Origin of the sequence: Massilia sp. CT11-137 (assembly GCF_047302885.1) — a bacterium.
Classification (GTDB): Bacteria; Pseudomonadota; Gammaproteobacteria; order Burkholderiales; family Burkholderiaceae_D; genus Telluria; species Telluria orientalis.
The window spans coordinates 2,623,521-2,641,253 of the sequence record NZ_JBKYMP010000001.1; the positions used below are offsets into that span (position 1 = coordinate 2,623,521).

At 67.0% G+C, this 17,733-nt stretch carries 15 protein-coding genes; 5 read left to right on the forward strand and 10 right to left on the reverse strand.

Annotated features, from left to right (window positions below; all coding sequences use genetic code 11):
• The first annotated feature begins 26 nt into the window (after positions 1-26).
• On the forward strand, positions 27-2,987 hold the full coding sequence (locus tag ACEN98_RS11880) for a putative bifunctional diguanylate cyclase/phosphodiesterase (RefSeq protein WP_413384543.1): 2,961 nt from the start codon (positions 27-29) through the stop codon (positions 2,985-2,987).
• Positions 2,988-3,058: 71 nt separating this feature from the next.
• Here ACEN98_RS11880 and ACEN98_RS11885 read toward each other — a convergent pair whose 3' ends face one another.
• The 8 genes from ACEN98_RS11885 to ompR form a co-directional block, all read right to left on the reverse strand.
• Positions 3,059-3,400: a DUF4124 domain-containing protein gene (locus tag ACEN98_RS11885; protein ID WP_413384545.1), complete on the reverse strand. Its 342-nt coding sequence runs from the start codon at positions 3,398-3,400 to the stop codon at positions 3,059-3,061.
• Positions 3,401-3,462: 62 nt separating this feature from the next.
• Complete coding sequence (locus tag ACEN98_RS11890; protein WP_413384547.1) at positions 3,463-4,416, reverse strand: DMT family transporter; 954 nt, start codon at positions 4,414-4,416, stop codon at positions 3,463-3,465.
• A 107-nt stretch (positions 4,417-4,523) separates the two neighbouring features.
• Complete coding sequence (locus ACEN98_RS11895; protein WP_413384549.1) at positions 4,524-5,165, reverse strand: hypothetical protein; 642 nt, start codon at positions 5,163-5,165, stop codon at positions 4,524-4,526.
• Positions 5,166-5,329: 164 nt separating this feature from the next.
• Positions 5,330-5,713 carry a hypothetical protein gene (locus tag ACEN98_RS11900; protein ID WP_413384551.1) on the reverse strand — a complete coding sequence of 128 codons (384 nt, stop codon included), beginning with the start codon at positions 5,711-5,713 and terminating at the stop codon, positions 5,330-5,332.
• A 61-nt stretch (positions 5,714-5,774) separates the two neighbouring features.
• Positions 5,775-6,503, reverse strand: a complete 729-nt coding sequence (locus ACEN98_RS11905; RefSeq protein WP_413384553.1) for an AraC family transcriptional regulator — start codon at positions 6,501-6,503, stop codon at positions 5,775-5,777.
• 248 nt (positions 6,504-6,751) lie between these two features.
• Positions 6,752-7,111 carry a YXWGXW repeat-containing protein gene (locus tag ACEN98_RS11910; RefSeq protein WP_413384555.1) on the reverse strand — a complete coding sequence of 120 codons (360 nt, stop codon included), beginning with the start codon at positions 7,109-7,111 and terminating at the stop codon, positions 6,752-6,754.
• 107 nt (positions 7,112-7,218) lie between these two features.
• Positions 7,219-8,565 carry an ATP-binding protein gene (locus tag ACEN98_RS11915; protein ID WP_413384557.1) on the reverse strand — a complete coding sequence of 449 codons (1,347 nt, stop codon included), beginning with the start codon at positions 8,563-8,565 and terminating at the stop codon, positions 7,219-7,221.
• Positions 8,566-8,594: 29 nt separating this feature from the next.
• Positions 8,595-9,359, reverse strand: coding sequence for a two-component system response regulator OmpR (gene ompR / locus ACEN98_RS11920; protein ID WP_056137191.1), 765 nt, complete (start codon positions 9,357-9,359; stop codon positions 8,595-8,597).
• Between the two features lie 219 nt (positions 9,360-9,578).
• Here ompR and ACEN98_RS11925 point away from each other — a divergent pair, with 219 nt between their 5' ends.
• The 3 genes from ACEN98_RS11925 (at position 9,579) to ACEN98_RS11935 (ending at position 13,943) form a co-directional block, all read left to right on the forward strand.
• A complete protein-coding gene (locus tag ACEN98_RS11925; protein ID WP_413337438.1) occupies positions 9,579-9,959 on the forward strand; it encodes a hypothetical protein in 381 nt (126 codons plus the stop codon).
• A gap of 117 nt (positions 9,960-10,076) precedes the next feature.
• Positions 10,077-11,960, forward strand: coding sequence for a flagellar assembly protein A (locus ACEN98_RS11930; protein ID WP_413384559.1), 1,884 nt, complete (start codon positions 10,077-10,079; stop codon positions 11,958-11,960).
• Positions 11,961-12,035: 75 nt separating this feature from the next.
• Positions 12,036-13,943, forward strand: coding sequence for a M2 family metallopeptidase (locus ACEN98_RS11935; protein ID WP_413384561.1), 1,908 nt, complete (start codon positions 12,036-12,038; stop codon positions 13,941-13,943).
• A gap of 163 nt (positions 13,944-14,106) precedes the next feature.
• On the opposite strand, the gene ACEN98_RS11940 is transcribed toward ACEN98_RS11935, so the two are convergent.
• Positions 14,107-15,138, reverse strand: coding sequence for an HDOD domain-containing protein (locus ACEN98_RS11940; protein WP_413384563.1), 1,032 nt, complete (start codon positions 15,136-15,138; stop codon positions 14,107-14,109).
• Between the two features lie 152 nt (positions 15,139-15,290).
• Here ACEN98_RS11940 and ACEN98_RS11945 point away from each other — a divergent pair, with 152 nt between their 5' ends.
• Positions 15,291-15,755 (forward strand): chemotaxis protein CheW, encoded by a 465-nt coding sequence (locus ACEN98_RS11945; RefSeq protein ID WP_413384565.1) that lies wholly within the window; start codon positions 15,291-15,293, stop codon positions 15,753-15,755.
• On the opposite strand, the gene ACEN98_RS11950 is transcribed toward ACEN98_RS11945, so the two are convergent.
• Positions 15,752-17,719, reverse strand: coding sequence for an ATP-binding cassette domain-containing protein (locus tag ACEN98_RS11950; RefSeq protein ID WP_413384567.1), 1,968 nt, complete (start codon positions 17,717-17,719; stop codon positions 15,752-15,754). The genes ACEN98_RS11945 and ACEN98_RS11950 overlap by 4 nt on opposite strands.
• Between the last annotated feature and the right edge of the window lie 14 nt (positions 17,720-17,733).

Below are 17,733 nucleotides of genomic sequence, written 5' to 3' on the forward strand. Positions count from 1 at the left end.
CCGCGATACGAGCTTCGCAGATACTCATGCAATTCACATCATCCGGTCGCTGGAAACTGCCGGGCATGGCGCAGTCCGCGCTGGACCTGACGTTCAAGGCGTTCGCCTATTATCTGATTCCGATCGTGATCGGTGTCGTTTCCATCGTCGCCCTCGTGTGCTGGGACAGCCAGTACGTGGCGGGCAGCAGCGATGCGCGCGACATCCGCGTCCTGAAGGAAACGGCTCCGCTGAGCCCGCCCGCGGCCAACGCCCGCCTGCATGCCGCCGTTCCGGTGTCGTACTTCGACACCCACCTGTCCGAAGCGCCCGTGTGGTTCCGCTTCAGCACGCGTCCGCGCGCGCCCGGCAGCATCGTCGGCGACGTCATCGAATTCCCGTCGCGCCACGCGGTCGATATTTCCTGCTGGGACGCCGCCACCCTGCAACTGCTCGGCATGGCCACGCGCGAGCAGGGCACGCCCTATCTGCATTCCTCCAAGGCCGGCTTCGCCCTGCAACTCACCGATCTGCCGCGCGAGATCCTGTGCCGCGGCACCTTCGCCGGCCCCGCGCGCGTGAACGTCGTGCAATGGCCGGAGACCCAGTTCGACCTGTCCGTCGAGGGGTTCCACCGCAAGTCGGGCCTGCTCGACGGCGGCATGATCGTGCTGTCGCTGTTCGTCCTGATCACCGCGCTCATCAACCGCCAGCCGCTGTACGTGCTGTTTTCCGGCTGGCTGCTGCTGAACCTGCGCATCGCCGGACTGTCGGCCGGCTGGGACATCCAGTGGCTGGGCATGACCGTGCCGCCGCAATGGATGCTGCTGGGCCGCTCGCTGACGATCGCGTTGTATGGCGTGTCCACGCTCACGCTGTACCAGGCCCTGTTCCGCGAAGAGCTCGTCAAGACGCGCTGGGCGATCCCGCTGCGCATCACGCAATGGGCGTGCATCCCGCTGCTCATCGGTGCCGTCACCATGCCGTACGGGACGTTCCTGCCGATGCTGTGGGTCATCATGGCCTTCGGCTTCACGCTGATGACGCTGGGCCTCATCACGATCATCATCCGTTCGCGCAACCGCGTGGCGGGCTGGTTCGCGGCCTCGTTCGCGCTGACCTATGTCGCCTCGCTGGCCGAGGTCGTGTCGGCGGCGCTCGGCATGCACCAGGTGCTGAACGTGATCAACAGCGTGACGGCGGCGCTCGCGTCGAGCCTGCTGGCCGCGCTGGCCGTCGCCGAGCAGATGCGCATGGAAACGCAGAAGCGCCGCGAAGCGCAGGAAAAGCTGGAACATGCCTACGAGGCGATGCCCGTCGGCCTGTTCACGCTGGACATGTACGGCAATATCGTGAGCGCCAACCCGGCCATGCGCAAGATGCTGGGCATCACCGAGATCGTCCCCGGCCGCACGTCGTGGAAGCAATTCTTCGCCGACAGCCTGTGGTCGGAATTGCTGGAGCAGGTGCACTTGCGCAGCGACGCCGAGATGCAGATCGCCAGCCGCGACGGCGCCCAGCGCTTCATGGTCAGCGCCACGCTCGCGCGCGGCCGCGTGGAGGCGGTGCTGCAGGACGTCACCGAGCAATACCAGGCCACCGAGCAACTGCGCTTCATGGCCAACAACGACCCGCTGACGAAAGTCTTCAACCGGCGCGGCATCGAAAAGATGTTCGAGGGCGCGGCCCAGCTGCTCAACGCGGGCAAGCCGCTGGCGCTGGCCTACATCGATCTCGACCGTTTTAAACTGATCAACGACCTGTTCGGCCACGCGGCCGGCGACGAAGTCCTGAAGCAGGTGTGCGAACGCATGGAACTGACCCTGGCGGGCGGCCAGAAGATCGGCCGCGTGGGCGGTGACGAATTCGTCATCGTCATGCCGGACACCGCGATCCCGCTGGCGTCGCTGATCTGCCGCGGCATCGTCGACCGCATCGGCGGCACGCCGTACCGCGTGGGCGACAAGGCGTTCCACGTGCGCGGCTCCGTCGGCCTGATCGAAGTCTCGCCGGGCATGCCGATGAAGGATGCCGTCTCCACCGCGGACCGCGCCTGCCGCGAGGCGAAGGGCGGACACCACGAAGGCCTCGTCGTGTACGAACGCGGTTCGAACGCGTTCCAGGAGCGCACCAACGAATTGAACCTCGTCGCGCGCCTGTCCGGTCCGGACGCCACCGAGGGCATGTTCCTCGAGATGCAGCCGATCATGTCGCTCTCCGCGCCGTACGAATCGCTGAACTTCGAGGTGCTGCTGCGCATGCGCGAGGCGGATGGCCGCGTGGCCCCGGCCGGCCCGCTGATCGCCGCCGCCGAGAAGAGCGGGCGTGCGGGCGTGATCGACCGCTGGGTGCTGTCGACGACGCTGTCGTGGATCGAGGACAACCTGGAATCGCTGACCAATACGCGCTTCGTGTGCATGAACCTGTCCGGCGCGTCGCTCAACGACGAGCGCTTCGTGCAGGACACGCTGGAAGTCCTGGCCCGCTACACGCACGTGGCGAGCCGCCTGTGCATGGAGATCACGGAAAGCGTGGCGCTGCACGACCTGGACAACACGCGCCGCTTCATCGACCAGGTGCGCAACTTCGGCGTGAAGGTGGCGCTCGACGATTTCGGCGCGGGCTACACGTCGTTCTCGTACCTGAAGGAGCTGCCGGCGGACGTGCTCAAGATCGACGGCAACTTCATCGTCAACATCAACGCGCACCCGGCCAACGTGGCCATCGTGGAAGCGATCGTCAGCCTGGCCGGCAACCTGGGCATGCGCACGATCGCGGAGTGGGCCGAGGACGCGGCCACGATCCGCACGCTGGCGGAAATCGGCGTCGACTACGTGCAGGGCTATGCGGTGGCGCGTTCGCAGCTGCCGGAAAAGCTGCTCGCGGCAAGTTCATCGGCGAGCTTCATCCAGGGCGAGGACGTGCTGCAGCTCGTGCGCACGCTGGGCAGCTCGGCCAACGAGGCGGACCTGCGCGGGTTTGCCCCTTACGACGAACATTTGCTGTAGGGTGGCCGGCCTCCGCCCGCGCTCGACGTCAACCGACCGCACAAGTCACGCGTGGGCTCGGGGAGCCCACGCTACTGGAGCCCCGCCAGGCGCGGGCGCGCATCCTGCAGCATCAGCATGCGCCGCGCTTCCTTCAGCGTGGCGATGTCGCGCGCCAGCTTCACGGGCGCCGCGAGATTCGGCCGTTTCCACGTCACGCGCGGCAGCTCGGCCGCGGGCAGCACGTGGCGCTGCGGCGGCAGAGGGCCGGTGTCGCGCGACACGGGCGTCGAGACGGAACCGGACGCGCAGGGCTGGTCGGTCAGCGTGACGTGACCATTGCTGTCCACACATTTGACGATCTCGCCGGCCCATGCCGGCGCCGCCAGTACCGCGGCGGCGATCATGCTCAGCAGTCTAACTGGGCGTTTCATGGTGTTCTCCTGTGCTAGGTTCCCATCGTGCCCGGCGCGGCCGCCTGCCTCTGTTCGGTGCTTCACCCAGTGCGCATGTCGGCCTCCAGCGCCGTCGTGACGCGCGTTTCTTCGCGATGGGCCCGCGTGCACAGGACAACTCCCGCGACCAGCAGCACCAGTGCGACCGCTTCGAGCGGCGTCGGCCAGCGGCCTTCCCACAGGTAGCCGTACAGCGACGCGAAGATGGTCTCGAACACGATCATCTGCCCCGTGAGCGTGAGCGGCAGCGCGCGGCTGGCCACGTTCCACAGTCCATTGCCGAGCACGGAACAGAACAGCGCCATCGCGCCGATGAGACCGGCGAAGCGCAGCCAGTCCGCGTTCGTGTGGACGAGCGTGTCGCCATACAACGCGGGCACCGCCAGCACGATCGCCTCGAGGCCCGTGACGACGCCCGTCAACAGGCTCCAGTCCTGCGCCGACACGTGGGCCAGCCGCGCGAGCCAGCGGCTGTTGCTGACGGCATACGTCGTCCACGACACGAGCGCGCCACCGGCGCACAGCAAGCCCGTCAGGGAGCCCCAGCCGGAGGTGGCAAGCGATTGCGAGCCGATGCAGACGAGCCCCGCCGTGCTGCAGGCCAGCGAGGGCAGCAGTTCGCGCAGTGTCGGAGAATGGCGCTCGCGGCTGCCGACGAGCGTGACGGCGAGCGGCAGCAGGCCGATCACGAAGGCCGTCATCGCGACGCCGCCCGTCTGCACGGCCTTGGCCAGCAACACGTAGTACAGGATATTGCCGATGAAACTGAGCCACGCGAGCGCCCGCCACTCGCGCCACCCGAGCGCGCCCTTCAGCCGGCGCCACGACGGCGCGACGAGCACGGCGGCGACGAGCCCGTAGGCGAGATAGCGCCCGGCGGACAGCTGCAGCGGCGGAAAATCGGCGGCCAGCCTGGGGGCCAGGAAGACGAGTCCCCAGAACGCGCCGGCGACGATGCCGGCCGCGATGCCGAGGAGGGTTTTGTGCGTGCTCACGGGATGCTCCAGATGCGGAAAGCATCCATTGTCGGGGGAGGGCGGCAGGGTGTCTTGGCTGGAACTACTGGCGAATTGACCGCGTCTCTCGATGCCTGTTTTGCGCGCTAGAGCACTGCCCGATTCTGCGAAATCGACCGGTTGAATTCGAGCCAGCTATTGCCGAGCTCCGTGATCTGGTAGTCGTTGCCGATACGCTGCAAAAACAGATTCGATTCCAGCCAGATCCGGATTTCCTCGCTCATCATGGGCGCTTCGAGGCCGCATTGAATGCTGTTGAGCGCACGCACGCAGGCATAATGCTTCAGCGCCTGCCGCCCTTTCACGGTGATCACGGGCTTGCCGTCGTCATCCAGGTGAATCAGGCCAAACCGTCGCAATTCAACGGGACACTCGGCAATCGTCATCCGGTGCATGCCGGTGTCCGCTTCAAAGCGAAGACGGTGCAGGATCGCCATCGCTGCCGCGTCGAGCGTGACCGGTTCGTCGTCGTCGGTCGACGCTGGCTGCGGCGCCGCGGACGCAGACGGCGCTTCATCGGTACGACGTCGCTGCGCGCGGCGTTCCTCGGGAATGGCCAGCACGCGCTCGACCAGCGCCTCGTCGAGGCCATTGCGCAAGAGTAGATTTTTCGCGGCGGCGTTGCCGAAACTGCGCCGCATGGCGAACATGGTACGCAGGATTTTTGCGGTGACGCCATCGGTACGTCGATCTCCCGAGCGTCGATCAGGGTGAATCACGAGAGCCATGGCCGCCAAAAGATGTGTCGATGATTAATAATAACAAAAAATCATCGAAATTGGAGGCTCAGGCTGTCATGTCTTACAGCGCGCGATTTTTCGAGCTTCCCCGGGAGAGCTTCCATTTGGCAGCGTCCGCTTCGGGCGAAAGGTCAGTCTTCGGCCAGCAGCTTTCATTTCTTGCGATGAAACCGCTGTGCCCCGATGGGCTTGCCGGCGGCATACTCGATCAATTCGATATGCCGGGTATCGTAGATCAACGGATAATTGATCCGCACCGCCGAGCCACCGCTGCCGCACGTACCGCCATCCAGCTGGAGCAGATAGGTCGGTATGCTGCCCTTGGCCCCCGCGATGAACTTCGTGCCGCGCGCGTTCACGTACACCGTTCCCGGCTTTTCCTGTTGTACCGCGAATCGGCGCATGCACTTGGGCACCGACTTGTCCCGCCCATGCCAGGCGATGGTGTCGCCCTTCACGGTAAGCGTCGTGTAGGGCGATCCCGCCTGCTCGTCCGCGAGCCAGCGTCCGGCAAACGGCACGGGTTCCGCCAGCACGGACGAACTGCAGCCAAGGCCGGCCACGACCGCAACGAGCCGTGCGCAAGACATTACACGCTCAGCCATGCCGATTCGCCCGCCGATACGCTCCAGGCGTCATCCCCGTCACGTCCCTGAGCGCCCGCGTCAGCGCGCTCTGGTCCGAAAAGCCTGCCGCCAGCGCGATGTCGGCGATGGAGCGCGACGTGTCCCCCAGCCACGCCTGTGCGCGTGCCAGGCGGACGTCGCGCAGCCACGCGTGCGGGCTCGTATCCAGTTCCGTGCGGAACAGGGCGTGCAGGCGGCTGACGGACAGGCCCGCGCGGCGCGCCATCGAATCCGTCGTCCAGGCGAGGCCGGGCTCCGCTTCGACGCTGGCCATGAGCGCGGCGAGGCGCGAGGTGGGGCGGGGCGCGTCCAGCGCGATGGTGTCGAGCAGCAGCGGGACCCAGCCGCGCAGCAGTCCGCGATCGAAGGCCTGCGTACGCATCACGCCCATGAATTCGACCAGCTTGCGCGCGCCCGGGCCGAGGCTCATGAACGGGCGGTCGAGCATGCGGTCCCAGGCCGGGTGCGACATGGCGGCCGGTTCGACGTCGAGGATCAGCGACTGGTTGGTCCCGATGCCGCACTGGGCGTGCCAGGCGTTCGGCGCGACGCAGGCGGCGCGCAGCGGGTCGAGCCGTCCCCGGCGGCCTTCGATGTCGAGCAGCACGGCGCCGCTCACGGGCAGCACCAGCTGGGCGAACACGTGGCGGTCGGTGACGATGTCGGCGCCGTAGGTGCGCAGGTGGAGGTCGGTATCCATGGCCGGCAGTCTAGCAGTGATTGTGCGACAAGGCCTACAAGTCGACGGGAAAAAATTTATGCGCCTGCCCTCTTGCAGGCGCGGTCGCCGGCCCAATTTGCCATCCTGATTCAGCGCCTTCGGGCGCGTGTCTCCTCTGTCTCCTCCAAGTGCAAACTTGGATTTACCGCCTGGCGCAGCAATGCGCGGGCGGTTTCTTTTTTGTGGTGCGCCCGGCCAGCCTGTCCGGGCGCGGTGCTGCGGCTGCGTCAGTCCCGGCGCGGATTGTTGGGATGGTCGTCGAACCGGTTCGGCACGCCGTCGCCGTCACGGTCGCCGCGGCGCCAGCCGCCGCGTTCCATCACCCAGCGGCCGTTGCGCTCGACCCAGGTCGGGGCGCGGTAGGCGTAGCCATGGCGCTCGCGCAGCCATTTGCCGTTCGTCCAGACGTAGCGGCCGTGACGCCATTCCCAATGGCCCGGCGCCCACACGTAGCCGTGGCGCGCGGCCGGGATGCGTTCGTCGCGCGGTGGGGGCGGGGCAGTGCGGATGACGACATCGGCGGCGGCCGGCAGCGCGACGCTGCCGAAGGAACCTGCAACCAAAGCGGCAATGAGCAGTTTTTTCATCTTGGCCTCCTCATAAGTAGGTGTAGGCCGACTGTACTGCCGCGTTGCGGGCGCGACCGTGCGGCGTTTCGCTTAACGCCGCAACTGATGATGCTGGAAGGGAATGCTCAGGTGGCCAGCGGCAACGCGAACTGCAGCACAAGGCCGCCGCCGTCGCGGTTGCGCACGGTGAGCTCGGCGTTGTGGCGGGTGATCACGCGTTCGACGATGGCGAGGCCCAGGCCCGCGCCGTTGGCCTGGCCGCGGGCGCTGTCCAGGCGGGTGAACGGCCGCAGCAGCTGCTCGATCTGGTCGTCCGGGACGCCGGTGCCGTGGTCGTTGATCTCGACGACCGCGCGGCGGCCGTGGCCCGTCATCCTGACGTGCAGGGCCATGTCGATCTCGGTGACGTCCGTGCCCGGCGTCTTGCCGTAGCGGCGCGCGTTCTCGATCACGTTGTTGATCACGCGGCGCAGGTCGGTCGAGTTGCCCATCACGTGGATGTCCGCGTCGATGTCGGTCGTCGTGCGCACGTCCGGCAGGCGGGCGGCCGCGTGCGCGCAATCTTCCAGCAGTTCCGAGAGGTTCACCGGCACGAACGTCGCGCTTTCCGTGGGGCGCGCGAAGTCGAGGAACTGGCCGATGATGGCGTCCATCTGGGCGATGTCCGACTGCATGCCGGTGCGGGCTTCGTCCGACAGCGGCGCCATCTCCACTTCCAGCTGCATGCGCGCAAGCGGCGTGCGCAGGTCGTGCGAGATGCCGGCCAGGATCACGGCGCGGTCCTTCTCGAGCTGCTGCAGGTCGTCGACCATCTGGTTGAAGCTGCGGTTCGCCTCGATGATCTCGCGCGATCCTTTTTCCGGCAGCGGGGTGGGGCGCTTGCCCTGGGCGATCGAGCGCGCGGCCGCCGTCAGGCGCGCGAGCGGCAGGTTGACGAGGCTCGAGATCAGTGCCGCGCCCAGCAGCGACAGCACGCCGACCACCGTGGCCCAGCCGAGCCACTGCACGCGCGTGAGGCCGGGCAGCTTGTCGCGCTCGAGCATGAGCCAGTACTTGTCGCCGTCGATGTCGAAGCTGACCCAGAAGCCGGGGATCTCGTTGACCATGCGCGAGAAGCGCGTGTCCGGCCCCAGCTTGTCGCGCACGAGGGCGGCCACTTCCGGCATCAGCGAATTGGGCGGCGGCGGTTCGACCGTGTCCGTCGGCTTCACGTCGTAGATGCGGATGCCCTCGTTCGACACCAGCTCGAACAGCAGCTCGCGCCGCAGGTCGGGCGCGGAGTGCGTCAGCGCGGCCTTCGTGATGGTGACGACGGAAACGAGCAGCTCGGCCGTCTGCTCGACCTGCGGGCCGCGCTGGAAGACATTGAGCATGCCGATCCACGAGGCCATCGACAGGCCCGTCAGCATGGACAGCAGGAGGAAGGTGCGCCAGAACAGGCCACTCTTCATCCTGCCGAAAATCCGCGGCATGGCCTGTTCCTTCGACGTTGATGCGAACACTAGCGCGGCTGGCCTTCAGGAATGAATACGTAGCCCAGGCCCCATACGGTCTGGATGTACAGCGGGCTCGACGGGTCCGGCTCGATCAGCTTGCGCAGGCGCGAGATCTGCACGTCGAGCGAGCGGTCGAACACTTCGTACTCGCGGCCGCGCGCCAGTTCCATCAGCTTCTCGCGCGACAGCGGCTGGCGCGCATGGCGCGCGAACACTTTCAGCACCGAGAACTCGCCCGTGGTCAGCGGCACGGTCTCGCCGTTTTTCTTGAGCGTGCGCGTGCCGAGGTCCAGCACGAAGTCGCCGAATTCGAAGGTCTGCGGCGTCTCGCTCGGCGCGCCGGGGATCTCGTCCGGGCCCTTGCGGCGCAGGACCGCGTTGATGCGCGCCACCAGCTCGCGCGGGTTGAAGGGCTTCGGCAGGTAGTCGTCGGCGCCCATCTCGAGGCCGACGATGCGGTCGACGTCCTCGCCTTTCGCGGTCAGCATGATGATCGGGGTCTGGTCGCCGGCACCGCGCAGGCGGCGGCAGATCGACAGGCCGTCTTCGCCGGGCAGCATCAGGTCCAGCACGAGCAGGTCGTAGCGCTCGCGCAGCCACAGCTTGTTCATCGCGGGCGCGCTTTCGGCCGTCACGACCTGGAAGCCCTGTTCGGTCAGGTAGCGGCGCAGCAGGTCGCGCAGGCGCACGTCGTCGTCGACGACCATGATCCGGGCGGAGTGGCCGCCATTCGCGCCGGCCGTGCCGGCATTCGAGCTCGTTGCATTCATCGTTCTGTCGGATTTGTCAGATTAATGTCGCTATGGTAACGTCTTATGGCTCGACGCCAAGGGGGTATCGTTGAGCCATTACATTGTGTTACAAACTTTACCCAATTCGCCTTATGCCCGAAGACGATTCCTCATACACTGGCCTCATCGAATCGCAGCTTACACCACAGCTCAAAACCACAGCTTACTCCTGACACGGCAACGCGAATGAGGAACACCATGAACAGTGCGTTCACACATCACCACGCAGCGAAAAAGGCCGGCCGCCTGGCCCGCCGCGCTGTGTTGGCGTGCGCCCTGGTGCTGGGAGCCGGCGGCGCGTTTGCCCAGCAACACGGCGACCGGCGGGACGACCGCGGCGACCGGGGTGACTTGCAATCGCAATCGCAGCCGCAGTTCTCGCGTTTCCGCCTGCCCCCGCAGGACCGCGACCAGCGCGACGACATGCGCGCCTACGAGGAACAGCGCCGCGCCCAGCAGCAGGAGCAGCGCGAGCAGCAGCACGAGCGCCGCGGCAGCCGCATGACGCCGGACGAACGGCGCGACCTGCGCCGCCAGATCAATGAAGCGGGCATGGACCTGTACCCGCAGCGTCGCTGAAATTTCTTTGCATCAACTTAGTTGCTTGATGTTTATTTTCAGGTGACAACATGATACGCTAGCCGGATTCTGCCGCGGCCCAGTCCATGCCGCGGCATCAACCGCACGGAGCGTATCGTGACCACAGACCTTTCCGTAACGGCGACCCGCTTCGCCGCGACCGGTCCCGAGCATTGCATCGCCAAACGCGACGACGGCGTGTATGCCGATCCCTCCGTGCTCGGCACCACGCTGGTGGCGGCCATCGACAACGTCTACCGCGCGGGGAACTACTTCACCGGGATCGATTATCCCGTGCTGATGAAGGCGCTCTTCGGCCACGGTCCCGAGCTGCCGCAAGGGCCGGACGGCACGACGCTCGTGCGCTTCGCGGCCGACATCCAGACCTTCGATCCGGCGCGCCGTGCGCTGTACCGCGCCGTCAAGATCGGACGCGGCTACGCGGAATATTACTTCGAACCCGTCTGGCTGCCCGACCCGGCCGACCCCGACGCCGCCGGCTTCCAGACCCGCCTCGATCTCGACGAATTCATCGCCGACGTGTGGATCAAGGGCATCCGCTTCGGCCTCGACCTGCCGGCCATCCGCGCGGCGCTGGAATCCACCAGGGCCGACCGCGTCACGGTCGCGCGCCAGCTTGATCCGGTGCCGGGCGAGGATGCGCACATCGTCGAAGTGTCGGATGACCTCCACCGCAGCGACGCCCCGCTCGAACTGGGCAACGGCCGCCTCGACCTGAACAGCTTCCAGAACCGCTTCCCGCAGATCCAGGCCGGCGTACGCCTCTTGAAGAAAGTCCCGGCGACGGCGGGCGCGATGGGCTTCGAGATGTCCGGCACACCGCTGCCGCCCGAGCCGGGGCGCGACGTCGACCTGCCGGCATATGCGGGCACCGGCACGAAGGTGGAGCGCACGCCGGAAGGCGAGTTCCTCGTGTCCAGCGCGGCCGGGTTCCTGATGGTCGATGCGAAGACGAGTCGCATCTCGGTCGAGGACAAGGTCGTCAGCCGCGACGGCGTCAGCGCCAAGACGACGGGTAACCTGAGCCTGACCGGCGACTACGAGGAGTTCGGCGAAGTCCAGGAAAAGCGCATGATCGAGGCCGACAGCATCACCGTGCACGGCGACGTGTTCGGCAGCCTCGTGTCGCGCGGCGGCACGGTCGATGTGCGCGCGAACCTCGTGGGCGGCAGCGCCCGCAATACGCGCGGCGACATCCACGTGCGCGGCGTCGCGTCGGCTTCGGTGCTGTGTGCGGAAGACGGCCGGATCGTCGTCGAGCGCGCGGAAAACTGCGTCATCGCGGGCACGCGCGTCGAGGTGAAGCACGCCGTCAACTGCGAGATCGTCGGCGACGAAGTCGTCGTGAACATGGCCGAGGGCTGCGCGCTCGCGGGCCGGCGCGTGACGGTGGAATGCACGGTGCCGCGCAAGCAGAGCGAGATGCTCGTGGCCGTGCTGCGCGAGGAAGGCCAGCAGATCGGCGAGGTGATCGCGGCGGTGACGCAGCGCGTCGCGCAGTTCGCCACCCTGGCCGCGCAACTGAAGGCCGCGCAGGATGCGATGACGGGCAAGCCGGACGTGCGCCGCTACCTGATGCTGGCCACGCGCGTGCGCAAGGGCGAGATCAGCCTGACGCCCGAGCAGGCGCGCCAGTTCCAGAAGATGGCGCAGGACGTGGGCCCGGCGCTGAAGGCGCTCGGCGACGTCTCCGCGAAGATCAAGGCCGCGGAAGCGGAGCAGCAGGCGGGCACGCAGATGCTCGCGAACCTCGAGGCGCAGCGCGGCGACGCGGCCAGCATTTCCAGCGTGGCGATCGCCTCGGTGCAGGGCGAGACGCAGGTGCGCATCCTCGCCTACAGCCCCGCGGACGGCCAGCCCTGGCGGTGGTCGCCGCGCGAGATCCGCACCCGGCTGCGCGGGCCGCAGGCGGGAGAACTCCTGTTCATCGGCGGCGCGGGCAGCGTCGCGTGGTCCAGCGATACCGTCGCCGCGTCGTAAAGTTTATACTTGGGGGTGGCCACCAGGCCATACCCATAACGACTCCAATCCGACAGAGGGGAAACCTTGAACACCATGCGTCCCATCCTCCAGCGCCGCCCGATCGGCGCGCTGGTCGCCGCCATGTGCGCCGGCGCGCTATTCGCAGCGCCGGTCCATGCCGCAACGAAGGCAGCCAGCAGCAAGGGCAAGCCGACCGTGGCCGAAGCAGAGCGCTTCGTCGCCGAATCCGAAAAGAAGCTCGACCAGCTGGGCCTCGACGCCGGCCGCGCCGAGTGGGTGGCCGAGAACTTCATCACGCTCGACACCGAGACGCTGACCGCGCAGGCCAACGAACAATACTTGACCGTGAGCGGCGACATCGCCCTCAAGGCGCGCCGCTACAACGGCCTGAAGGTCTCGGAAGCGAGCGCCCGCAAGCTGATGCTGATGCAGCAGTCGCTGATGCTGGAGAACGCCGACGACCGCGGCGCGTACGCGCGCCTGGCCGCCAGCATGACGGGCGCGTACGGCAAGGCGAAATACTGTCCGGAGGCCGCTGCTGGCGCGGCAAAGCCGGACTGCATGCCGCTGGGCGAACTGGAAAAAGTGCTGGCCACGAGCCACGACCCCGCGCGCCTGAAGGAAGTCTGGCTCGGCTGGCACGCCCAGTCGCCCGCGTACAAGCAGGATTATGCGAAGTACGTCGAGCTGTCGAACAAGGGCGCCCGCGCGATGGGTTATGCCGACACGGGCGCGCTGTGGCGCTCGCGTTACGACATGGCGCCGGATGCCTTCTCGGCCGAGATGGAGCGCTTGTGGCAGCAGGTGAAACCCCTGTACGACTCGCTGCACACGTACACGCGCTACAAGCTGCGCCAGGCCTACGGTCCGGACGTCGTGCCGGCCGACGGCCCGATCCCGGCCCACCTGCTGGGCAATATGTGGGCGCAGAGCTGGGACAACCTGTACCCGATCCTGAAGCCGGCCGGCCTCGAAAAGGGGGAAGACCTGACGGCGCTGCTGGAAGAGCGCAAGACGAGCGCCGTCGAGATGACGCGCTATGCCGAAGGCTTCTACACGTCGCTGGGCATGCGCAAGCTGCCGGCCACGTTCTGGGAACGTTCGCTGCTGACGAAGCCGCGCGACCGCGACGTCGTGTGCCACGCATCCGCCTGGGACCTGGACGGCAAGGACGACGTGCGCGTCAAGATGTGCATCACGCCGACGGCCGAGGACTTCCGCGTCATCCACCACGAGCTGGGCCACCTGTACTACGACCTCGCGTACAGCAACCAGTCGCCCATGTTCAAGAACGGCGCCAACGACGGCTTCCACGAAGCCATCGGCGACACCGTCGCGCTGTCGATCACGCCGGCCTACCTGAAGAAGGTCGGCCTGATGAAGACGGACCCGGATCCGAAGCAGGAGATCGGTCCGCTGCTGTACACCGCGCTGCAGAAGATCGCGTTCATGCCGTTCGCGTACAAGGTCGACAAGTGGCGCTGGCAGGTCTACGGCGGGCAGGTCAAGCCGGCCGACTACGACAAGGCCTGGTGGGCGCTGACGCAGCAGTACCAGGGCGTATCTCGTCCGGCACCGATCGCGGACGGCGGCTTCGACGCCGGCGCGAAGTTCCACGTCGCGAGCGACACGCCGTATGCCCGCTACTTCCTCGCCCATGTGCTGCAGTTCCAGTTCCACCGCGCGCTGTGCAAGGAAGCGGGCGACACGGGACCACTGTACCGCTGCTCGATCTACGGCAACCAGAAGGCCGGCGCCAGGTTCCAGCAGATGCTGGAGATGGGTACGAGCAAGCCGTGGCCGGAAGCGCTGAAGGCCGTGACGGGGTCGGACAAGATGGATGCGACCGCGATGCTGGAATACTTCGCGCCGCTCAAGACCTGGCTGGATGAGCAGAACAAGCAGCTGGCCGTCGAAGACGCGAAGTTGAAACGCTTATATTCGTTTCGCGTGGGCTCGGGGAGCCCACCCTACAGCTGACATTCGTTTCGCGTGGGCTCGGGGAGCCCACCCTACAGCGTCGTAGGGTGGGCACCCCGTGCCCACGCGGCCGTCAAGCGACCGTGGTTGCTTTCAGCACCCCGTGCCCACGCGGACGTCAAGCGACCGTGGTTGCTTTCAGCCCCCCGTGCCCACGCGGAGGTCAATCGACCGCGGTTGCTTTCAGCACCGCATGGCACTCCGCCGCTTCGGGGGGGAGCCCCGCAAACAGGGCTTCATCCGCCTCGTCGACAAGTCCCTGCTCGACGAGCATCCGCACCTTCCCGAGATAATCCGCCAGCTTGAGCAAACGCCCCAGCGGCGACATGATCACGCCGCGCCGCAAATCGCCCTGTTCCAGCAGCGCGGTACTGACCGTCTCCGGAAAATTCCACTCGCGCGCGATGCTTGCGCACAGGCGGCGCGTGGCGCGGGCCAGCTGGGCGAGAAACACGTCGGAGCCGAGGCGCTCGCCGTCCTTCGCCTCCTGGTCCATGATGCGCAGGCTGACGATCAGCCCCACGTTCTGCAGCAGCCCGGCGAGGAAGGCGTCGAACGGTTCGACGCCGGCGCCGGCCATCTGGCGCGCGGCGATCGCGCAGCGCTCCGAATGCGCCCACAGGTGCGGCGCCAGGCGGCGTGTATAGAATCCCGAACGCACGTCGATGATGGGCCGGAACGCGACCGTCGTGATCAGCTGGCGCAAGCCCTCCTGGCCGATCAGGATCACTGCCTGTTCGACGCTCGTGATCGACTGGCCCGTTCCCCGGTAGCAGCTGTTGGCGAGACGGACGACGGCCGCCACCAGCACGGGATCGGTTGCGATCGTGCGCGACAGCGCGCTGCCGGAAAACGTCTCGCTGCGCAGGCTTTGCAGCAGTTGCGGGACCAGCCCCGGCATGCGCCGGACGAGCGCGGCGCCGGACTGCTGCGACGCGACGATCGTCGCCAGCGCCTCCAGCACGCGCGTCTCGGCGTCGGAGAGCTCCAGTCCACCGTCCGCGCGGTCGAACAGCCAGGCGTGCCAGGCGCCGTTGATCCGTTCCAGCTGCTCGAAGGAGACGGGTGCCGTGCCCGGTTGCGGCGCGGGTGACGCGGGCGCGGGAGCAGGGGCGGGAACAGGCTCGACGGCCGGCTGCGGCTGCGGTTGCGCCACGGACGGGCTGGAAAACAGGCTTTGCAGCCACCGGAACATCGTCATCCCCTTTAGGTCAATTCCGAACATTGTACGGACGTAAGCGCCGAGCGCAAGGTAGGAAATGTCTCATTGATTGTTGACTGCACTCAACAATTTCCAATCGTCATCGCTTTAGCATGGCGATCTTGAGGAAAGGATCCGCCATGCACATGACTACGACGACCACCACCCAATTCCTGAGTTTTACCCTCGGCGGCCTCGAGTACGGGCTCGACGTCGCCAAGGTGCAGGAACTCCGGGTACTCAAGGCACTCGAGCGCTTTACATCGGACGGCGAGATCGTCGGCGGCGTGGCCGTCTCGCGCGGCGTGATCATGCCGCTCGTCGACATGCGCGCCGCCTGCGGCACGTCGCCGGACGCGCCCGATCCGATGACGGACGTGATCATCCTCAGGCTGTCGACCTGCACGATGGGGATGGTGGTGGATGGCGTGACGGGCGTCGTCTCGCTGGCGCCCGAGCAGGTGTCGCCGGTGCCCGGTGCGGACCAGGCGCAGGTCGACTACCTGATCGGGCTGGGGCAGATGGGGGCGCGGCGGTTGATTCTGGTCGATATCGACCGGCTGATGTCGGTGCGCCGTCCGCAGAAGGACGGCGCGCGCCAGGTTGCCTAGGCTACCAAGCTTTCCAGCTGCTCCTGCAACTCCAGCCACTCGTTCTCGAGATTGCCCAGGTCGCGCGTCAGGAACGCCTGGTCGGCCACGAGATTCTTCAGCTCTTCCTTCTTGTCCGCCTCGTAGATGCCCGGCTCCAGCAGCCGGGCGTCGACCTCGGCCTTTTTCGCGTTCAGCTTGGCCATCTGCTCTTCCAGCCGCTTGATGCGGTTTTCGATGGGCTTCTTCAGCGCGGCCAGGCGCTGGCGTTCTTCCGCTTCCAGGCGCTTCTGTTCCTTGCGGTCGACGGCGGGCGCGGGTGCGGCCGGCGTCGATGACGGCAGCGGCGCGCCCGTGCCGGCATCGCCCTTCAACTTGGTCTGGAACAGCCAGTCCTTGTAGTCGTCCAGGTCGCCGTCGAACGGTTGCAGGCGGCCGTCGGCCACGATGATGAACTGGTCGGTCGTCGCGCGCAGCAGGTGGCGGTCGTGCGAGACGACGACCAGGGTGCCTTCGAACTGCGCCAGCGCGAGGGTGAGCGCCTCGCGCGTTTCCAGGTCCAGGTGGTTGGTCGGCTCGTCCAGCAGCAGCAGGTTCGGGCGCTGCCACACGATCAGCGCCAGCGCCAGGCGCGCCTTCTCGCCGCCGGAGAACGGCTTGATGGAACTCGTCACCATATCGCCCGGGAAGTTGAAGCCGCCGAGGAAGTTGCGCAGCTCCTGCTCGCGCGTGGTCGGCGCGATCTTTTGCAGGTGCCACAGCGGCGATTCGTCGTGGCGCAGCATCTCGACCTGGTGCTGGGCGAAGTAGCCGATCACGAGGCCCTTGCCGAGGGTCGCCTTGCCCGCGAGCGGCGCGAGGTCGTTCGCGATCGTCTTGATCAGGGTGGATTTGCCGGCGCCGTTCACGCCGAGGAGGCCGATGCGCTGGCCCGTCTGCAGCGAGAAGTTCACCTTGTGGACGATGGTCTTGCCGCCGACCTTGTCGCCATGCGCGTCGAGCAACGGGTAGCCGGCGTCGACGTCTTCCATCACGAGCAGCGGATTCGGCGCCGAGACCGGGTCGCGGAATTCGAACGAGAACTCGGCCGCCGCGCGCAGCGGCGCCAGCTCTTCCATCTTCGCCAGCGCCTTCATGCGGCTCTGCGCCTGGCGGGCCTTGGTGGCCTTGGCCTTGAAGCGGTCGACGAACGATTGCAGGTGGGCGCGCGTGCGCTGCTGCTTTTCGTACGCGGCGGCCGCCAGCACGAGGTGCGCGGCGCGCTGGCGCTCGAACGCCGAGTAGTTGCCCGAGTAGCGCTTCAGCTTGCGCTCGTCGATGTGTACGACCACGTTCACGATCTCGTCGAGGAAGTCGCGGTCGTGCGAGATGATGATCAGGGTGCCGGGATAGCGCTTGAGCCAGTCCTCGAGCCAGATGATGGCGTCCAGGTCCAGGTGGTTGGTCGGCTCGTCCAGCAGCAGCAGATCCGATTGGCACATCAGCGCCTGCGCCAGGTTCAGGCGCATGCGCCAGCCACCGGAGAAGCTGGCGACCGGTTGGCGCATCTGGTCCAGCGAGAAGCCCAGGCCCAGCAGCAGCTGCTCGGCACGGGACTGCACCGTGTACGCGTCGGCGTCGGCCAGCCCCGAGTGGACGTGGCCGATGGCGATGCCGTTCTCCGTCGTGTGGGGCAGGGCTTCCAGGCGGTCCAGCTCGGCCTGCAGGGTGCGCAGGTGGGCGTCGCCGTCGATGGCGTACTCGATGGCGGGACGGTCCAGCGCCGGGGTCTCCTGCGCGACATAGGCCATGCGCCAGCGCGCGGGGAAGTCGATCGCGCCCTGGTCCGGGTGCAGCTCGTTGCGCAGCATCGCGAACAGGCTGGATTTGCCGGCGCCGTTCGCGCCGATCAGGCCGATCTTGTCGCCGGGATTGAGGGTGAGGTCGGCGTCTTCCAGCAGCGGTTTCGTGCCGCGCATCAGGCTGACGTTGGAGAATCGGATCATGGGGGGGAACTGAG

Excerpts from the sequence above, each read along its gene's own strand:
- ompR (WP_056137191.1), bottom strand. The coding sequence starts at position 9,359 with ATGAATGCAACGAGCTCGAATGCCGGCACGGCCGGCGCGAATGGCGGC.
- ACEN98_RS11950 (WP_413384567.1), bottom strand. The coding sequence starts at position 17,719 with ATGATCCGATTCTCCAACGTCAGCCTGATGCGCGGCACGAAACCGCTG.
- ACEN98_RS11905 (WP_413384553.1), bottom strand. The coding sequence starts at position 6,503 with ATGGATACCGACCTCCACCTGCGCACCTACGGCGCCGACATCGTCACC.
- ACEN98_RS11915 (WP_413384557.1), bottom strand. The coding sequence starts at position 8,565 with ATGCCGCGGATTTTCGGCAGGATGAAGAGTGGCCTGTTCTGGCGCACC.
- ACEN98_RS11940 (WP_413384563.1), bottom strand. The coding sequence starts at position 15,138 with ATGTTCCGGTGGCTGCAAAGCCTGTTTTCCAGCCCGTCCGTGGCGCAA.
- ACEN98_RS11895 (WP_413384549.1), bottom strand. The coding sequence starts at position 5,165 with ATGGCTCTCGTGATTCACCCTGATCGACGCTCGGGAGATCGACGTACC.
- ACEN98_RS11925 (WP_413337438.1), top strand. The coding sequence starts at position 9,579 with ATGAACAGTGCGTTCACACATCACCACGCAGCGAAAAAGGCCGGCCGC.
- ACEN98_RS11885 (WP_413384545.1), bottom strand. The coding sequence starts at position 3,400 with ATGAAACGCCCAGTTAGACTGCTGAGCATGATCGCCGCCGCGGTACTG.
- ACEN98_RS11910 (WP_413384555.1), bottom strand. The coding sequence starts at position 7,111 with ATGAAAAAACTGCTCATTGCCGCTTTGGTTGCAGGTTCCTTCGGCAGC.
- ACEN98_RS11935 (WP_413384561.1), top strand. The coding sequence starts at position 12,036 with ATGCGTCCCATCCTCCAGCGCCGCCCGATCGGCGCGCTGGTCGCCGCC.
- ACEN98_RS11945 (WP_413384565.1), top strand. The coding sequence starts at position 15,291 with ATGACTACGACGACCACCACCCAATTCCTGAGTTTTACCCTCGGCGGC.
- ACEN98_RS11880 (WP_413384543.1), top strand. The coding sequence starts at position 27 with ATGCAATTCACATCATCCGGTCGCTGGAAACTGCCGGGCATGGCGCAG.